This window comes from Dendronalium phyllosphericum CENA369, assembly GCF_016056275.1.
Taxonomy (GTDB): domain Bacteria; phylum Cyanobacteriota; class Cyanobacteriia; order Cyanobacteriales; family Nostocaceae; genus Dendronalium; species Dendronalium phyllosphericum.
In genome coordinates, this window is the sequence record NZ_JAECZA010000118.1 from 1 (window position 1) to 17,607 (window position 17,607).

The 17,607-nt window shown below is 42.8% G+C and carries 15 protein-coding genes; 8 read left to right on the forward strand and 7 right to left on the reverse strand.

Going from position 1 to position 17,607, the window contains the following annotated elements:
• A partial coding sequence (locus tag I8752_RS38645) for an HNH endonuclease (protein WP_404827108.1) occupies positions 1–129 on the forward strand: 129 nt, incomplete at its 5' end.
• A 488-nt stretch (positions 130–617) separates the two neighbouring features.
• Positions 618–983, forward strand: coding sequence for a VOC family protein (locus tag I8752_RS19955; RefSeq protein ID WP_214434039.1), 366 nt, complete (start codon positions 618–620; stop codon positions 981–983).
• Positions 984–1,210: 227 nt separating this feature from the next.
• Here the strand turns inward: I8752_RS19955 and I8752_RS19960 are convergent, their stop codons facing one another.
• The 5 genes from I8752_RS19960 to I8752_RS19975 form a co-directional block, all read right to left on the reverse strand.
• Positions 1,211–2,773 carry an NAD(P)H-quinone oxidoreductase subunit N gene (locus I8752_RS19960; protein ID WP_214434040.1) on the reverse strand — a complete coding sequence of 521 codons (1,563 nt, stop codon included), beginning with the start codon at positions 2,771–2,773 and terminating at the stop codon, positions 1,211–1,213.
• A 503-nt stretch (positions 2,774–3,276) separates the two neighbouring features.
• Positions 3,277–3,588 (reverse strand): RNA recognition motif domain-containing protein, encoded by a 312-nt coding sequence (locus I8752_RS19965; RefSeq protein WP_214434041.1) that lies wholly within the window; start codon positions 3,586–3,588, stop codon positions 3,277–3,279.
• A gap of 266 nt (positions 3,589–3,854) precedes the next feature.
• Positions 3,855–4,328 carry a DUF6745 domain-containing protein gene (locus I8752_RS38435; protein ID WP_318780872.1) on the reverse strand — a complete coding sequence of 158 codons (474 nt, stop codon included), beginning with the start codon at positions 4,326–4,328 and terminating at the stop codon, positions 3,855–3,857.
• Between the two features lie 6 nt (positions 4,329–4,334).
• Complete coding sequence (locus I8752_RS38440) at positions 4,335–4,844, reverse strand: hypothetical protein (protein ID WP_318780873.1); 510 nt, start codon at positions 4,842–4,844, stop codon at positions 4,335–4,337.
• On the reverse strand, positions 4,831–5,124 hold the full coding sequence (locus I8752_RS19975) for a hypothetical protein (RefSeq protein ID WP_214434042.1): 294 nt from the start codon (positions 5,122–5,124) through the stop codon (positions 4,831–4,833). Before I8752_RS19975 ends, I8752_RS38440 begins: the two co-directional genes overlap by 14 nt.
• 602 nt (positions 5,125–5,726) lie before the next feature.
• Between I8752_RS19975 and topA the strand changes: the two genes are divergently transcribed.
• From topA to I8752_RS20000, 5 genes are all read left to right on the forward strand, one after another.
• Positions 5,727–8,372, forward strand: a complete 2,646-nt coding sequence (topA, locus tag I8752_RS19980; RefSeq protein WP_214434043.1) for a type I DNA topoisomerase — start codon at positions 5,727–5,729, stop codon at positions 8,370–8,372.
• A gap of 327 nt (positions 8,373–8,699) precedes the next feature.
• Positions 8,700–8,837, forward strand: coding sequence for a hypothetical protein (locus I8752_RS19985; RefSeq protein ID WP_009459292.1), 138 nt, complete (start codon positions 8,700–8,702; stop codon positions 8,835–8,837).
• Between the two features lie 25 nt (positions 8,838–8,862).
• Positions 8,863–9,312, forward strand: coding sequence for a type II 3-dehydroquinate dehydratase (aroQ, locus tag I8752_RS19990; RefSeq protein WP_214434049.1), 450 nt, complete (start codon positions 8,863–8,865; stop codon positions 9,310–9,312).
• 83 nt (positions 9,313–9,395) lie between these two features.
• On the forward strand, positions 9,396–10,352 hold the full coding sequence (locus tag I8752_RS19995) for an ADP-ribosylglycohydrolase family protein (RefSeq protein WP_214434044.1): 957 nt from the start codon (positions 9,396–9,398) through the stop codon (positions 10,350–10,352).
• Positions 10,353–10,720: 368 nt separating this feature from the next.
• Positions 10,721–13,561 carry an HD family phosphohydrolase gene (locus I8752_RS20000; RefSeq protein ID WP_214434045.1) on the forward strand — a complete coding sequence of 947 codons (2,841 nt, stop codon included), beginning with the start codon at positions 10,721–10,723 and terminating at the stop codon, positions 13,559–13,561.
• An 84-nt stretch (positions 13,562–13,645) separates the two neighbouring features.
• Here I8752_RS20000 and I8752_RS20005 read toward each other — a convergent pair whose 3' ends face one another.
• Positions 13,646–14,302 (reverse strand): TetR family transcriptional regulator, encoded by a 657-nt coding sequence (locus tag I8752_RS20005; protein ID WP_214434046.1) that lies wholly within the window; start codon positions 14,300–14,302, stop codon positions 13,646–13,648.
• Between the two features lie 269 nt (positions 14,303–14,571).
• On the opposite strand from I8752_RS20005, the gene I8752_RS20010 reads away from it, so the two are divergent.
• A complete protein-coding gene (locus tag I8752_RS20010) occupies positions 14,572–15,525 on the forward strand; it encodes a Rieske 2Fe-2S domain-containing protein (protein WP_214434047.1) in 954 nt (317 codons plus the stop codon).
• Between the two features lie 244 nt (positions 15,526–15,769).
• Here I8752_RS20010 and I8752_RS20015 read toward each other — a convergent pair whose 3' ends face one another.
• Positions 15,770–17,347, reverse strand: coding sequence for a serine hydrolase (locus tag I8752_RS20015; protein ID WP_214434048.1), 1,578 nt, complete (start codon positions 17,345–17,347; stop codon positions 15,770–15,772).
• Positions 17,348–17,607 lie beyond the last annotated feature (260 nt).

Below are 17,607 nucleotides of genomic sequence, written 5' to 3' on the forward strand. Positions count from 1 at the left end.
CCTTTTTGTGATGGGGGTAACGAAAGTTACGCTAATTTAGAACTAGTGCATTATTACTGTCATCAACAAATACATTCTCATGCACAGAATCACCTTTCTGAAATTGAGAATGAATTGAGTCCTTGGTAGCTCTAGGATTTGCTAAAGCCGGATGCAGGGTGAACTTGCTTGTCCGGTTTGTCGGGGGGAAAGGGATAGCAATATCCCTGCCCTACCCAGTAAACCTTAGAACAAGAAATTTTCCAAGGAGCGGCAGGTGGGGGGTTTTCCTTTTACTACCCCTCACGGGGATGGAAACTTTTTTGGTAGCGAGGGCTACCGTGAAATTTATAATTTGTTTTCCTTTTACTACCCCTCACGGGGATGGAAACAAGATCCCGTGGTCGGCTTCGTCAGCGGCGACACAAAGTTTTCCTTCTACTACCCCTCAGGGGGATAAAACCGAGTAGTTGTCAAAATGCACTTATTTGAAAGCTTTTTTCTATATGATGGCAGTGCAGAAAAGATAAGTAAGATAGAAGAATAACTACACCAACGCCAATTAAGAACTTTCTTTTTCTTGGCTCTAAATAAAGAGTTGATTTGACTACTACCCAAATGGGAAGAAGAGGTGTAACGTGACAATTACGCTAAATCACACTATAGTGCCAGCATACGATAAAGAAGCATCGGCACGGTTTTTTGCACAAATCTTTGGTTTAGAGGTTGAATCCTCTGTTGGTCACTTTGCTGTTGTGCATGTCAACGACCAACTGACACTCGATTTTGCCGACCAAGAAGAATTCGAGTCGCATCATTATGCATTTTATGTCAGCGATGAAGAATTTGATGCCATCTTCGCACGAGTTAAAGATGCAGGTCTTGAATATAGTAGCGACCCTATGCATCAAAATAAAGGTCAGATTAATCATAGAAACGGAGGTCGTGGATTTTATTTCTATGACCTTGATGGGCATAACTTAGAAGTTTTGACCCGCGTGTAGAAGTTTAATACAGCTATAGCCACACCCTTTAGGACATTTTCAAAGCTTGAATGCAGGGAATAGTAAGACTTTCCCTCCTGCCTTCTGCCTTCTGCCTCCTGCCTTCTGCCTTCTGCCTCCTGCTATACCAATTCGTAATTCGTAATTAAGAAATTCAGATTGTGAAAAATGGCTAATAGCTATTCGACAGTTAGCGATTAGCTATTAGCCATTAGCAACATTTCAGCTTACAATCCTTTTGATTGTTCGGTAGCGATCGCGCTAACTTGAGTGCTATTAATTGTTGTTGCTTGCAAAATTGCAGTATGGGAGATAGAGTCATTAGCCAGTTTAAACAGCGGATTTGACAAAATCCCTGCTATGGAAGTGGCGATTAAAGTTACTACTAGCCCCACCTGCAAAGGTCTGAATCCAGGCAGATTCCAACGCACTTCGGGATAATTTTTCACTGCGTCGGACATTTCTTGGGGTTCTTTGACTACCATCATTTTGACTACGCGAATGTAGTAGTAGATGGAGACGACACTAGTAACTAAGGCCAGTAAAACTAATCCGTAAAGGCCAGCTTGCCAACCAGCCCAGAATAAGTAAATCTTGCCGAAAAATCCAGCTAATGGTGGAATACCACCCAAGGAAAGTAAGGCGATACTTAACCCCAGTGTTAAAAGTGGGTCTTTTTGATACAACCCAGAGTATTCGGCAATTTGGTCGGTTCCTGTCCGCAGCGAGAACAAAATGATGCAGGTAAAACCGCACAAGTTCATGAACAAATAAACCAGCAAGTAAAATATCATGCTGGCATATCCTGCCTCAGTACCGGCAATCAAGCCCAGCATCACAAACCCAGCTTGAGCAATGGATGAATAAGCTAGCATCCGTTTCATGCTAGTTTGGGCGAGGGCAACAACGTTACCCAGAATCATGCTGAGAACCGCAAGGGCGGTGAAGACAAATCTCCACTCATCAGCAACGAGAGAAAAAGTTGTTGTCAGCAAGCGGATGGCTAAGGCAAATCCAGCTGCTTTGGAACCAACAGATAAAAAGGCAATCACTGGAGTGGGCGCGCCTTCGTAAACGTCTGGTGTCCACTGGTGGAACGGTGCAGCAGAGATTTTAAAGCCAATACCTGCAATCACAAAAACAAGGGCAATTACTAAACCCAAAGATTGACCAGCGTTAGCACTGGCAATTTTATCAGCGATCGCACTCAGTTCTGTTTCTCCGCCTGATAGCCCGTACAGCAGGGAAACGCCGTATAAAAATACTGCCGTACTGGAAGCTCCAATTAACAGGTATTTCAGCGCTGCTTCATTAGAACGGGGATCGCGCTTAGTATAACCTGTGAGCAAGTAAGAGGAAATACTGAGGGTTTCTAGAGAGATGAAAATCATTACCAACTCACTAGCCCCGGATAAAAACATCCCCCCTAGGGTAGCAGTCATCAAAATGGCGATGAATTCTGCTAAAGCTGTGCCACTCTGCTCGACATAGCGAATTGACATCAATATAGTAAAAGCAGCAGATAATGCCACGATACCGCGAAAGACGATACTGAGGTTATCGCTGTTAAACTCACCGCTAAAGGAGATGGGATTGGAAGAATCCCATTGAACATACAGGGCGACAATCGAAGCAAGTAAACCTGCGATCGCTAGATATCCAATCCAGCGTGAGGATGTCCGCCCCAAAATCAAATCAACAATCAAAACCCCCAAGAGGGTGACAATTACAATTCCCTCTGGCAAAATCGTTCCAGCATTTAACTGGGATGCAAGATTAGCAAAATCCATGAGATATATAGGTTTTGGCGATTAGACATTAAGGCTAGCTGAGTTAATTCTATCTATTGTTCTTGGCCAAAGTTGCATTTAATTTTATATGCGAGCGTACAGACATGATTTCATAAAAGCAGCTAATGGTAAATGAAATCGCGCATCTGACCAGACATTGATACTATCTCTACTATCCTTACCATCAGATTAAATTATGCTAAAATTTAGAACACAAAATCTACATTTCAACAAATAAAGCCGTAGCCACAACATTTAGGACAGTTGTGATTACTCAGCACTCAGCACTCAGCACTCAGCACTTTAAATCACTCTATTGAGTTGTTAACGAATGACAGATGACTGTTAAAGAGTCATGTTCGCACAAATAAGCAGTTCAGCTATCTACTGAACTGCTTATATACAAATATGCAGGTCAATTATTTACTGAACTGCTGATTTTAAAATAATTTGTGCTTGGCAAATAATTCTTATGCTTTTGCCTTGCTAAATGGTCTCAAGACTTAATACTGTCGTGAGTATCCATCACTATTTTTTCCCCAGCTACCACCGCCGGAGCGAGTTGTTTTCTCCTCCCTTGGTCTAGCTTTATTAACTTTCATTACACGACCCATCCATTCAGCACCATCCAAAGCTTGAATGGCAGCATCTTCTGCGGCTGATGATTCCATTTCTACGAAACCAAAGCCTCTAACGCGACCTGTTTCCCTATCTGTGGGTAATTGAACTCGCGTTACAGTGCCATACTCGGAAAATACTTTGCTGAGGTCGTCTTGTGTGACGTTGTAGGATAGGTTCCCTACGTAGATTGACATGAAACTCTCCAGAATCCATTGATGCAGAGATGTATATCCGGAGAGCCGCTTGTAATTATTACTAAAAACAAGATCCGTATCGCCGAACTTAACTTCTCCAATTTTATGCTAGCACAACTTTTATAATTACCAAACTTGATTATGTTCAGTTGTTTATATATATGGTATAGTGTGTCGCTTTTAACTATATTTACTATTTATTTAGCTTATTAATCAATTGAAAAATTAAGTTTGGATAGAAAATTCTTCTGGAGAAATTTCCCAATTTACCAGCGGATTGCCTCTTGTGCTGTTTCCATATCAGGTGGAACTCGTAAAGCATGAATAAATCCTGTGCTAGGACAAGTCATTTTTAATAAATAAATAAGTTCTTCATCAACATCAGCATCTATTTTCAATAATGTATATTCAGCCCAAGTATCTAATTCTACTGCTTGTAATTCTTGGCAAATTCGAGCGTAACCAATACCTTGAATTAAAACTCGCCGCAGTTCGGCATTTTTCTCTGATTGCAGCCAATTAGCTTGCCACTGATTTGGGTGAATTTTGCCGTATTTTTCAGGCAAGGTGACACCGTGATAAGAATATAAGCTAAATCCATCGATAAATTCAATGGCTGGTTCGCCTTCTGCGTGGAGGCGATTTTGGTTATCGAAGCGAAGATGAAGCGGGCGATCACATACAATGCAAATTTTCTCGTAAGGCAAAATCCAGCTACAATATTCTATTAGTGACTGCAAAGCTTGCTATTTCATTTGGTTGTAAAAGCAATTTAAGACTGAAACATAAAAATCTAACAAACCGAACGCACCCGAATATAACTGAGCTTTAAACCAAGAACTACGAAGATTTTTTTGAAGTGTAAGTTGAGGCTTTAATTCGCTTCTTAATATATCTTCTAAGATAGTAAAATCTAGTTGTGCTACAGTAACTATTTGGCTCATAACCTGGCTTTCTAGTTGATATGCTATCTGGCAGCGTAATTCATTTGTACATTCGCATAGCAGGTTATACAATTCGGTATTTGATTGTTGCTTTAGTTGCCTTTGAATAACAATTTTTAGACCAGCGTAAGGGCTATCACAAAAAATAATTTCAGGCTCTTGTTTACGAATTGCTGCATACCCAGATTTTACAGCTTCTGTCGCTTGTTTATGATTAATCCGCTCAGTTGAAAGCGCTACTTTTCGCCACTTCTCCCGATAAACTGGAATTAAAGCTTCTTGCTCAGGCGTTAATTTATCAATCAGCGACATATCGCCAACCTTCAGGCTCGTATTCTCGTTGAATTTTCACCATCCAATGACCTTGAGGAATTGCGATCGCTTTATGTTCTTCATGAGTCAGCAACGCATTTAATGAAAATACACGCAGATACAGCGTGCCATATTTTTCTGATAATTCTGCCTCACCTTCAGAAATGCGATGTCTATGTCCCGTAACTTCGCCTTCTGCCAAAATTAAATGATGTATTTTTTGTCCTTCAACCTGTTGCACAGGCAATAAGATAACATCACCTTGACGAATTGCTTGCATAGTTTTGCTTCTAAGGATTCGGTATAAACCCCACTTCGCTTTTATTCTCAAGTTTGGTTTAATTTTGGCACAGCCTTTGGGGAAATGGGGACTGGGGACTAGGGATTGGGGATTGGGAAGAAATTCAATTAATTCTTTCGCTCCCCTGCTTCTGTTGCTCTCTTGCTTGCCAATCACCGAAAGTAACACAGTATTACACTTGAGGGGTATTTTAAATACTGTAGTCGCCAATTATGTCTCAGATAAGTTAAAGATTGAAATAGCTGGCAATTCACGCCTAGCGTTGCTCTACCTTATCGTCTAAGAAAGACTGCGCCGTAAGTAAGCGCGAATTTTCGCCCTAACGAGCAGTTTGTGTAAGGATAAAATCACAGCCATCAGCGCCATTGAAAAAGGATGAAAGATGAAGGATGAAATGAAAAAAGCGGTATAAGTCCCACAAAAGGGTAAAGGATGAAAAATTTCAGAATCGCTAATACGGGTGTAGGGTCTTGCGTCCCTTGATAACTTCACCCTTTAGCTAAGTTTTATCTTGACATTTCTCCAAAATTGCCTCAATTTGACTGTTTAGCTTCACAGCTACTCTTTTTCCTAAAATTTCCATGTCAACTCTCGTCATTGTCGAATCTCCAACCAAAGCTCGTACCATTCGCAACTACTTGCCAAAAGGCTATCGAGTGGAAGCGTCTATGGGTCATGTGCGTGACTTACCGCAATCGGCTAGTGAAATTCCCGCCGCTGTCAAAGCAGAAAAATGGGCGCAGCTGGGAGTAAATGTGGATGCTGACTTTGAACCGGTATATGTGATCCCCAAAGACAAAAAGAAAGTTGTCACCCAGCTCAAAGATGCGCTCAAAGATGCAGAAGAATTGATCCTGGCAACGGACGAAGACCGGGAAGGTGAAAGCATCAGTTGGCATTTGTACCAGTTGCTGAAACCAAAAGTTCCCACAAAGCGGATGGTGTTTCACGAAATTACCCAAGACGCTATCAAAAAAGCTTTGAAAAACTGCCGCAACATTGATGAGCAACTAGTTCGTGCCCAAGAAACGCGGCGAATTTTGGATCGATTGGTTGGCTATACTCTGTCTCCTTTGTTGTGGAAGAAAATTGCCTGGGGATTATCTGCTGGACGGGTGCAATCTGTAGCCGTGCGACTTTTGGTCAACAAAGAACGCCAACGCCGTGCCTTCCATGAAGGAACTTATTGGGATTTGAAAGCTTACTTAGAGCAACAAAAAAATCCCTTTACCGCCCAATTGGTGACAGTAGCAGGCACGAAAGTAGCAACTGGCAGCGATTTTGACCCCGCGACTGGGAAAATCATTGCTGGTCGCAATGTCGTATTGCTTTCTGAAGAAGATGCCGTAGCCCTCAAAGAACGCCTAACAGATAAACCTTGGGCTGTCACGGATGTAGAGGAACGCCCAGTAACGCGCAAACCCGCACCACCATTTACAACTTCGACACTGCAACAAGAATCTAACCGCAAACTCCGCCTCTCAGCGCGAGACACGATGCGGATTGCCCAGAATTTGTACGAGCAAGGATATATTACCTACATGCGTACAGATTCGGTGCATTTGTCAGATCAGGCTGTAGCTGCTGCTCGTAGCTGTGTAGAACAACTTTACGGCAAACAATACCTCAGCCCCCAACCCAGGCAATACACCACCAAATCCAAAGGCGCTCAAGAAGCACACGAAGCCATTCGTCCGGCGGGTAGCACTTTCCGCACTCCCCAAGAAACTGGTTTGAGCGGTCGAGAATTTGCTGTCTACGACTTGATTTGGAAGCGCACCGTCGCTTGTCAAATGGCTGACTCTCGGCAAACTCAAATTACCGTACTACTGCAAGTTGAAGATGCTGGTTTCCGTGCTTCTGGCAAGCGTATCGACTTTCCCGGATACTTACGGGCTTATGTGGAAGGTTCAGACGATCCCGAAGCGGCATTAGAAGACCAAGAAGTAATTTTACCAAGTATGAAAGTGGGCGATCGCCCAGATTGTAAAGACTTGGAAGCAGTCGGTCACGAAACCCAACCGCCAGCCAGATACACCGAAGCTACTCTAGTAAAAACTTTAGAAAGTGAAGGTATCGGTCGTCCCAGTACCTACGCCAGCATTATCGGCACAATTATTGACAAGGGTTACGCCCAATTGGTGAATAACGCTCTGATTCCGACTTTCACCGCTTTCGCCGTTACTGACCTTTTGGAAAAATATTTCCCGGATATTGTCGATCCCAGCTTTACTTCCAAAATGGAGCAAACCTTGGATGACATTGCTGAAGGTGAAGTTGCATGGCTTCCCTACCTGCGGGACTTTTATTTAGGCGACAAAGGTTTAGAAACCCTAGTTAAAGAACAAGAAAATCAAATTGATGCCACGAAAGCGAGAACGGTAGAACTAGAAAATTTAGCTGCTAAAGTCCGTATTGGTAAATATGGCCCTTACATTGAAGTCGAAAATGGCGATGGTGTTGTCACTGCCTCAATTCCCAAAGACTTGACTCCAGCTGACCTTGACCCCAAACAAGTAGAAGTAATACTACGGCAAAAAACCGCTGGCCCCGACCAAGTCGGTCGCCATCCCGAAACTGGCGAACCCATTTACGTGAAAATTGGTGCTTATGGCCCATACGTTCAGTTGGGTGATAAGTCCGATGAAAATCCCAAACCCAAACAAGCTTCTTTGCCTAAAGGTGTTACCCCAGAAACCGTGACCTTAGAAATGGCTGTTGGTCTTTTGGCATTACCCCGAACTTTGGGCGTTCATCCAGTCACTGGTGGCAAAATCCAAGCAAGTTTAGGACGCTTTGGCCCTTACGTAGTTCACGACCAGGGTAAAGAAGGTAAAGATTATCGCTCCTTGAAAGCTGCCGATAATGTTTTAACAATTTCTCTAGAACGGGCACTAGAATTATTATCCGAACCAAAAAAGGGACGTAGCTCTAGTAATAGCAAGTCTAAGGCAGCTTTACGCGAATTAGGCGCACATCCTGAAGATGGATCGCCAGTTAACATCTACGATGGCCCTTATGGCCCTTACATCAAGCATGAAAAAACTAATGTCAGTATTCCAGAAGGTCAATCAGTTGAAGATATAACGCTTTCTGCCGCACTGGAATTGTTGGCAGCCAAAGCATCAACAACTAAATCCACTCGCAAGACAAGCAAATCAACTTCGAGAGCCAAAACCGCTAAGTCGTCAACGACTGCTGGCAGGCAAAAAGATGCAAAAGGTTAGTTATTTGTCAATAGTCAATAGTTCAGTTGTCAGTGGTCAGCGGTCAGTTGTTTTTTACTACTAACTACTTACAACTAATGACTGACTAATGATTAATTCCTATTGACTATTAATACAAAATACCCATCCTTGGTAGGATGGTGTCTTGTAGGTTGCTAATGTGATACTCTAAAAAGTAAGGGAAATCACAACACCAAATTTTTAGATGTGGCTGATGCCCAAAATTTAGGTGCGATCGCCCCCTTGCCAGGCAGAGGTGCAAAAATAGGCTTTTTTTGCGTAGGATTAGTTGAAATTTGAGGTAGTATCTCAGGAGCAGTCAGTTCAATGGATTATATAGAAAAGGTGCTGGAAAAGCTAAAGGAATTGGCACGCAAGCTAATTGAGGCTCTGCTGGGGCCAGAGGCTGAACCAGAACCGGAATTGATTCCGATTCCAGTAGACGATCGCTCGCGTCGCCGCTAAAAGCTAAAAGGTACTGAACTTGACATTGCTACCCTTAAATATTTTGGTGCTGCACGGGCCAAACTTAAATATGCTTGGACTGCGAGAACCAGGTATTTATGGTTCTTTGAGTTTGGCCGAAATTAATCGCCTGTTAGAAGAAGAAGCATCAAAATTACAGGCGAGTATTATTTCTTTGCAGTCAAATCATGAAGGGGTTTTAGTAGATACTATTCATGAAGCATTAGGGAAACATCAAGGAATTTTGATTAATGCTGGGGCTTACACTCATACTAGTGTGGCGTTGCGCGATGCGATCGCGGCTGTTAACTTGCCTACAGTAGAAGTGCATCTCAGCAACATTTACCGTCGGGAAGAATTCCGCCATCATTCTTACATATCTCCAGTAGCTATCGGGCAAATCAGCGGTTTTGGCGTTCAGAGCTACTTGTTAGGCTTACAGGCATTAGTGCATTATTTAAGAGAGAAAAGTTAGGAGTTAGAAATTAGGAGTTATGAGTTAGCTGTCTTCGATCGACTCCTAACTCTTGACTTCTAACTTTTAAGTGTGGATCATTTATGCGCTATTCACTTGTCAGTCGCTTTAGAGGTACTTTACTGGGGGTATTGCTGGGGCAAACTTTGGCAAAAGACTATAACCATAAGTCTCAAAGTTGCTTGAATTTGAGTAAAATGGCTATTTTGGGAACCGAGAGTTTAATTGCTCTAGGGAAACTAGATTTAGATGATTGGCTAGAGCGTCAGCAACAAAAATCTCTTCATTTAGATACAACTGACGAGCTATCGCCACGAGCTATACTTGCCACAATACCAGTGGCACTTTTTTTTCACGAAAATAAAATAAAACTGCGACAAAACTTGCTAGGCGTGTTAAAAATCTGGGAGGATGACCCTGTTATTCGGGATGCAACACTAGCTATTGGGTATGCGATCGCTCAATCCCTGACTGAAAACCTCGAACCTCGAACCCTCATCCCACAAACAATTTCTTTTCTCGGAGAAACATCGACATCATTACCGGAGCAGTTATTAAAAGTCAATGATTTGTTAGAGCAAGGAGCTGGATTAGAAAGGGTGCAAGCTGAGTTGAGCAAACAAGAAAAGTGGAGTAATGCTATTGCTGTAGCATTTTACTGCTTTCTCAGTACCTTAGAAGATTTTCGTCTGGCGGTTTTGCGAGCTACTGATAATAGCAATGTTTGGCGGCAAGAAACTTGGCCTTTACGCCCGCAGATTATCGGCGCAATTACTGGAGCTTTATCAGGAGCATACAACAGCACTGTGGGTATTCCTGTCAAGTGGCAGGTTTCGCTGTCGCAAGCTAACTCCTCAGCCTGGGAACTGACTAGTTTTTCCCAGATGCTAAAATTGGCAGATGCACTTGTGGCTGTATGGTCAGGAGTGTATAGTATTGCCCCATATCCAAGTGAGTTTCTACCAGAGGAATCTGTGATGTCTGAAGAACAAGCTCTGCTGTGCGTTTATGCAGCTCCTCGCGTGATTCGATCGCGTTAATGCTATTATCACCGTTTAATATAGGTGCGAAGTACCAAGTGTTACCAAGCCCCGTTGGGGCGGGGTGTAGGGGAGCCACTCCGGTCTTGGGGTTTCCCCAAGTGGAGGAAGTGGCGTTGTGGGGTGTGGGGTTGCGTGTCGAAATAGCCCCAACAACCTCCAGGGTAAAAGCCCCGCCCTTTCAGGGCGCTTGCGCCCTAAGGGGTCAGAATCCTCTTTCAACGCCGCCTTCACTACACCCCACACCCTACCCCCCACACCCTGTTCAACAGATCGCTGTCAAACTACAGAAATTGCGATCGCACCACCCTTGAAACTTTTCTTCGGATTGTCTTGTTTTGAATTATCAAAGTAAGCAGCCAAAAGTAATGAAAACTCAGCATTTTTTTCAGTCTTTTACCGAACAATTGACTAACTGGCGACGACAGTACGAAGCACTACGCCGTAAAAGACAGTTGCTGAGAACGCTGAAAAGTCAAAGTAGTAAAAATCGGCGTAGGGGATTTAAAAGGGATATTTTCAATTGTATTATCCTGTTTTTATTAAAAATTACTAGTAACAGCAAACACCAAAAACGAAAGATAGTGCTCCCAGCGATGGCAAAATCAGTCAAAAATCACGGTGGAATTGATACATCAGGTTTAGGCTGGATTCACGAACAGCGCTCTTTTGCTGTTTTGGCGATCGCAGTAATATCGCTCACCGGAGTGATGGGGCATAAGTTATACAACCAACCCCAACTAAAAGTAGGAACTCATGCACCACAGACAATTAGAGCGCCCTACACTGATGTTATCGAAGATAAAAAAGAAACTGATGCTCAACGCCAAGCCGTGAGTAAAAGTTCTATGCCAGTGTTGATGATTGATGCGCGAATCACTGAAAAAATTAACAAAAATTTGCAACAAATTTTGACCCAGGGTAATGAAATTCGGACTACTGCTGGGTCTTTTCCTTTTTTTGACACATCAGTTTTGTCTATATATATTCAGCATTATCTCCGCTCTTGTACTGTCTCAGAATGGCAAGCACTACTGCTAACTTTAGAAAATACCAGCAAACAAAAGTCAGAATTCTCACTTCCAAAGCAGAAAATTAAAGAATTACAGGATTCTCCTAACTTAGCAACGCCACTTGCTACCCTGCACGAAGCCGCGCCAAACGCCTCTAAAAGTCAGCAAAGCCAACGAGAGTCGCTTCAAGTCGAGGTGTTTCCAACGCAGTGGTTCCACGATGTGGAAAGCCCTTTGGGTTCCGGGGATAGCAATCGCTGGGAAACTCCCAGACTGCAATCTCCTCAGCACCGAAATGTCTACAGCACTCAAAACTCAGAACTCAGCACTAAAAAAACTGACTTTATTCAAGCATTAGCAGAACTAGAAGCTTACCGCAGTACGACTTCAGAGCAAAATTTGTCTTCTCTGATTCTACAAGTTTCCCAAGCACGCCAAGCATACGTCCAAGCCAGCGTCCAACTTTTACAACAAGAGATTGCCAACTCAGACAAATCAGAGACAATATACAACGAAACTATTCTTTTAGACTTGTCAGATGACGATTGGGCAAAAACACAAACAGGAATTCGCCAGAGTGCAGAACGAATTCTCGCGCAAGGCATTCCCTCCGGACTACCACCAAGTATTTTACAAAATGCAGTGAATTTACAAGTGCAAATGCTTGTACCAAAAAACGCCGAACCATTGGCAACTAAACTGTTGTTGGCTGTGCTGCAACCAAATTTGAAGCAAGATGAAGAACAAACGAAACAACAAGCACTACAGGCTGCTGCTGGAGTTACACCAGTGATGGTGGAAGTGGGACAAGGCAATGTAATTGTCACCAAAGGAAAGTTGATTACTGCATGGCGCTTTAATGTTCTGGAACATTATCAACTGATTCGCAGAGAAAATAACTGGCTGGAACTGGCAAAGTTAGCAGGATTTGTCACGGTTGCAATTGGTATTTTTGTCTGGGTAGAAAAACGGTTTAAATGCCAAGTGCGGCAACGCGATCGCCTGTTGGTGCTACTGCTGACACTCAGTACGCCAGGAGTGCTAGTCATGGGCATACCATATACAACCTGGAGTGGTGTAGGTTTGTTGTTGGGTAGCTTTTATGGGGCGACTTTGGGCGTAACGGTTATGGGACTGCTGTTGGTATTGTTAGCAGTCAGCATGGAAGTCAGTATAGTTGCACTTTTGGCTGGAGTGGCAGGAGGCATCTTAGGCAGTTGCATAGCCCAAAGACTGCGATCGCGTGAAGAACTAGCATTATTAGGTATTGCCATAGCTGTAACTCAAGGTAGTGTTTACCTAATCGCCAAGATACTCGTTGGTACAGCCTTTGGAGTTGGTTGGTATCTCGTACTTCGAGAAGCGGGGTTATTTGCTCTGTCCGGCTTAATTTGGAGTATTGTGGCTTTGGGCTTGAGTCCTTATCTAGAAAAACTATTTGATTTAGTTACCCCAATTCGCCTCGCAGAATTGGCTAATCCTAATCGCCCTTTGTTAAAACGACTTGCCACTGAAACGCCTGGAACATTTCAACATACCTTATTTGTGTCTACCCTTGCCGAAGCTGCTGCGAAAAAATTGGGATGTAATGTCGAATTGGTAAGAGCTGGGACACTATACCACGATATTGGCAAAATGCACGACCCTCTTGGCTTTATTGAAAATCAAATGGGAGGGCCAAATAAACACGAAACAGAAATTAAAGACCCTTGGAAGAGTGCAGAACTAATTAAAAAGCACGTTAATGAAGGGTTAGTGATGGCACGAAAACACCTGTTGCCGACAGCGATTCAAGCTTTTATTCCCGAACATCAAGGAACAATGGCGATCGCTTATTTCTATCACCAAGCACAACAAATGGCCCAGGCAGATCCCAGCATCACAGTCAACGAAGCAGATTTTCGCTACGACGGGCCAATTCCCCAATCGCGGGAGACAGCAATCGTCATGTTAGCAGATTCTTGCGAAGCAGCGTTGCGATCGCTCAAAGACACGACACCAGAACAAGCATTAACAATGCTCAATAATATCCTGCGTGCTCGTTGGCAAGACAATCAAATGGTAGATTCCGGACTAACGCGGGAAGAAATGACAGAAATTGCCCAAATCTTTGTGGAAGTCTGGCAGCAATTCCATCACAAACGTATTGCTTATCCCAAGTTGAAGCCTAGTAATGAGAAATTGGCTAAGGGCTAGAACTAATGGCACGATTGTAAAGATGAAACCCTTGTGAGACTGGGTATAGAGGTGTAGGGGAAAAACTTTTCTTTTGTTGTCTGTCTAATCCCCAATATTTCGTACACCAGCCAAAATAAATTTCACTGCTGCTTGAGTATGCTGCTCAATCATTTCTGGACTCAGTAGTTGCAAATCGGGTCTAGTATGTTTAATGTTTTCGTAAGCGTTGAAGTATAAATTACAAACTCCGATAATATGCAGGGTGGTAAGAAATGGATCTAGCTGGCGGAAACAACCTTCTGCCATTCCTCGTTCTAAAATTTCGATGAGATATGCAAAATTTTCTTGCCAGTTCCCCTGTTTAAAATACTTTCCCTGATTTTGGTTTGCTTCTTGAAACCAAAGTATCCCTCGGTGCGGGTGTGCGGCTTCGTAAGCGATCGCTTCCTTGACTAGTAAATTCAAGGCTTCTTCTGGTGGTAAGCGATCCAGATTTAGCTGTTGAAGCACTTCGTGCATTTCCACCGCAGGGCGTTGTAGCACAGCTTGATATAGTCCTTCCTTGCTTTGGAAGTAGTAGTAAATCATCGCCGTGGTGACACCTGCACCTTTGGCGATCGCTTCTGTCCGCGCCCCACTGAGTCCGTATCTAGAGAATTCTGCTTCTGCTGCATCGAGAATCTGCTTTTTTGTAGCCTCTGCATCGCGCACTTGACGCGGTTTTTTTAATGAAAGTTTTGACTGCGTTGAACGACCCACGGTTCTCCATCAGAATTACGAAAATATCTTAACTAAAAAATTGCTTAGTAGTTGACATTAAAGATAAGATTGATTACATTATTAATTAACTAAATTTTTAGTTAATTAACTTTGCTCGTAATTCAGTAGTATATTGACTAAAATTAGCCGAGCAAAAATCGGTGGGCTTAATTTTACTCATTTAAAAGTTGATGAAACGTTAAAACTATCATCAACAGCAGATATAGACGCATTGAAATTCTAAACATATTAAATACATTAGAGGCAACATGGAACCTATTTTACCTGGTGCGCCTTGGTTGATTGCTCACAGATCGATGCTGGGAGTAAATAAACCTCATAAAATAACTTTAAATGCTCAGGATTATGTCATCTGGCAAAACCAACAAGGAGAAATATTTGCCATTAATAATATTTGTCCGCATATGCAAGCACCTTTATCAGATGGCTGGGTATGTCAAGAGAGAGATACTATTACATGTCCTTTTCATGCATTAGAATTTGATGGACAAGGCAGACTTTACCAAAAGGATAAACAAGATACTCAGCCAATTACCAAGCCCTTAAAACTAGTAATTAGCAACGATTGTATTTGGACATATGCTGGATTTGAGCCAAAATTACCTATTCCAGATTTGCATCAGAGAATAGTAGATGAATATGAATTTATGGGAGTATCTGGAGAAAAAAGTATTCAGGGTGACTTATTGAGTAACATCATGGTTAACTATGACTATAACCACCAAAATGGTACTCATAAAGAACTATTTAAAATTACATCGTGTCATGTCACTTCTTTTGAAGAAAATGGATATTATGCCACAGTAAAACAAGATTTGGCGAGAGCTAACAATAAGCTAGGAGAAATTATCAAAAACCCCATTTTAGGGATCTTACCCAAAAATCTCAGTAACACTCTTGAATACTCTTTTCCTTCCACTACTGTTTTCTTTACCAAAACACCTATTGGTAAGATTGCTCAAACTCATATACTTTACCCTGAAACCGAAAAAAGAACTAAGACGTTTATTTTGATGTATGCTCAGGTAGGCAATCCTTTAATGAAGTTTCTATTTAAAAATTCAGTTTTACAAGCAGCAGCTACAGTTATTGAACAGGATACAGGTGCAGTTGAAAGTTTATATCCTAGGCAAAAACCAAAAATTAGACTACCAAATGAAGAGATTATGTTTTATGCAGAAAAGCTCTACCGCAATTGGTAGTACTAATATCAATTCGTAATTCGTGAGGCAGTCCGGTCTTGGTGGTTTCCCCAAAGAGGAACTGCCGAACCCGAAGGGTAATTTGTAATTCGTAATTAAAAAAGTCAGATTCAGTAGGAGTTTCAGGATTTGAATCTGTTGCTGGATTTTATAGAATTGGTATAATTCGTAATTAATTCAAAGTATTCAATTCCTACATCCAACATAACTATCAAATTCTTCTCTCCCCCAGCTCCCCCAGCTCCTATCTTGGAGGATAATACTGTGGATTGATGGCTGGCGACTGATAACCTGTTGCAGGCATCGTACTTCCCATGTTGTTAGGTACAGGAGTATTAATGATTGGCGGCTGATAACCGTTCATAGGTATGGTAGTCGTGCTGTTAGGTACAGGAGTATTAATAATTGGAGACTGATAACCTGTTGGGGGTACAGTGCTTGTACTGTTGTTGGGCATAACAGCATTTTGGCTGAACTGTTGATAAGCAGCACTAGAAATCGAGCTAATGAGTTTTTCCGCACGAGGATCGTTATTGGGGCGTTGTACCATTACAGATGCTATGTACCGCTTGCCTGTGGGGGTATCGATTAAACCGACATCTGCCAACATTGTGCCAATATCGCCTGTTTTGTGGTATATCCTTGCGCCTGTTCCCAAACCAGATGGCAGCAAATTGTCTCTTTGAGTACGACGCATAATATCGAGCATTAAATCTCGCGATCGCATACTCACAAAGTTCCCCTGATTTACCATAGCCATCAAGTTCGCCAATTCTCTGGGGCTGGTGGTATTTGTTCCTTGCAAATCTGGAAGTGAATTGCGAATCATTGTGGTTGTCAATCCCCAACTGCGGAAACGCTGATTTAGCGCATCCATACCTCCCAGCCGGGCAATCAGCATATTTGTAGCCGTGTTATCGCTGATTGTAATCATTTTAGTGGCAACATCCAGAGCGTTATACTGGGTTCCCACTGGTTTATATTGCAGTTGTCCAGAACCACCAGCCACCATATCTTGTTGCATGGTTAGCATTTCATCTAGCCTAACTTTCCCAGCATCTACATCTTGGAAAAAAGCAACCAGAATTGGCACTTTAATCGTGCTGGCGGCAGGAAAGCTGGTGCTGCTATTCACATCTACGTAGCTACCATTATCTAAATCGACTAAGAAAACCCCAGGTGAAAGACTTGGGTTGCTTGTCGTTAAATTCTGTACCGCATCTTTTAAAGAAGTAATTTCCTGGGATAAGTATAGACTTGTACCCGCTACTGGAGTAGTTGGCGTAGGTTGTGGTTGAGCTTGACCAACATTATTAGTATTAGATTGGGCGGAAGGAGCTGGAGTCATGCGAGTAGCAGGGTCTAAGACTGACAACAGCGTACCGACAATTGCACCCATCCCTACCCCCACAATTAACAATCTCAGGGCATATAACAGAGTTCTTGCCATGGGCTTTAACCGCGTCTTGCGCGATACTCGTCTGCCGATCTTTTGTAAAGGCTGCTTTTGTACTCGCACTGTCTTCATCGGTACAGTACTGGAGTACGCAGGTAAAGCTTTGCCCTTCACATGAGGGATTGGTTTTACCACCGTTGGCATGACTACCCCTGCTTTTGACTTGCGTACCCCACTAGCAACTGGCTGAGGCATAACAACATTATTATTGAGGCGTGCTAGTGCTGTTTCCCCTACCACAGGTCGCTGCTGCTTGGGAACTTTTACTTTTTTCGCTTCTGCTTTTTGGACTTTTGGCGATCGCTCGCGGCGGTTTAAGGGTTGCCGCCGCGGGAAAGCTCTTAGTTTGTCACCTGACTCTGACACTATTACTCCTTGTGACCCACTCGACTTTTTTCCGGCAGACTCCCGACCCAAAACTCACTCCTGAAGCAGCTTGATGCGGAAATCACCTTTTGCTAATTGGTAGCATTTTCGTGTTTAGTTTAAGCTATATTATCTAGTTTGGGGAGATGATTGCGTAAAATATTAAACTATGATTATAATTCCTCATTACAAGCACAGACGCGATTAATCGCGTCTCTACAAGAGTTATTATTCTTGCTCCCCCTGCTCCCCTGCTCCCC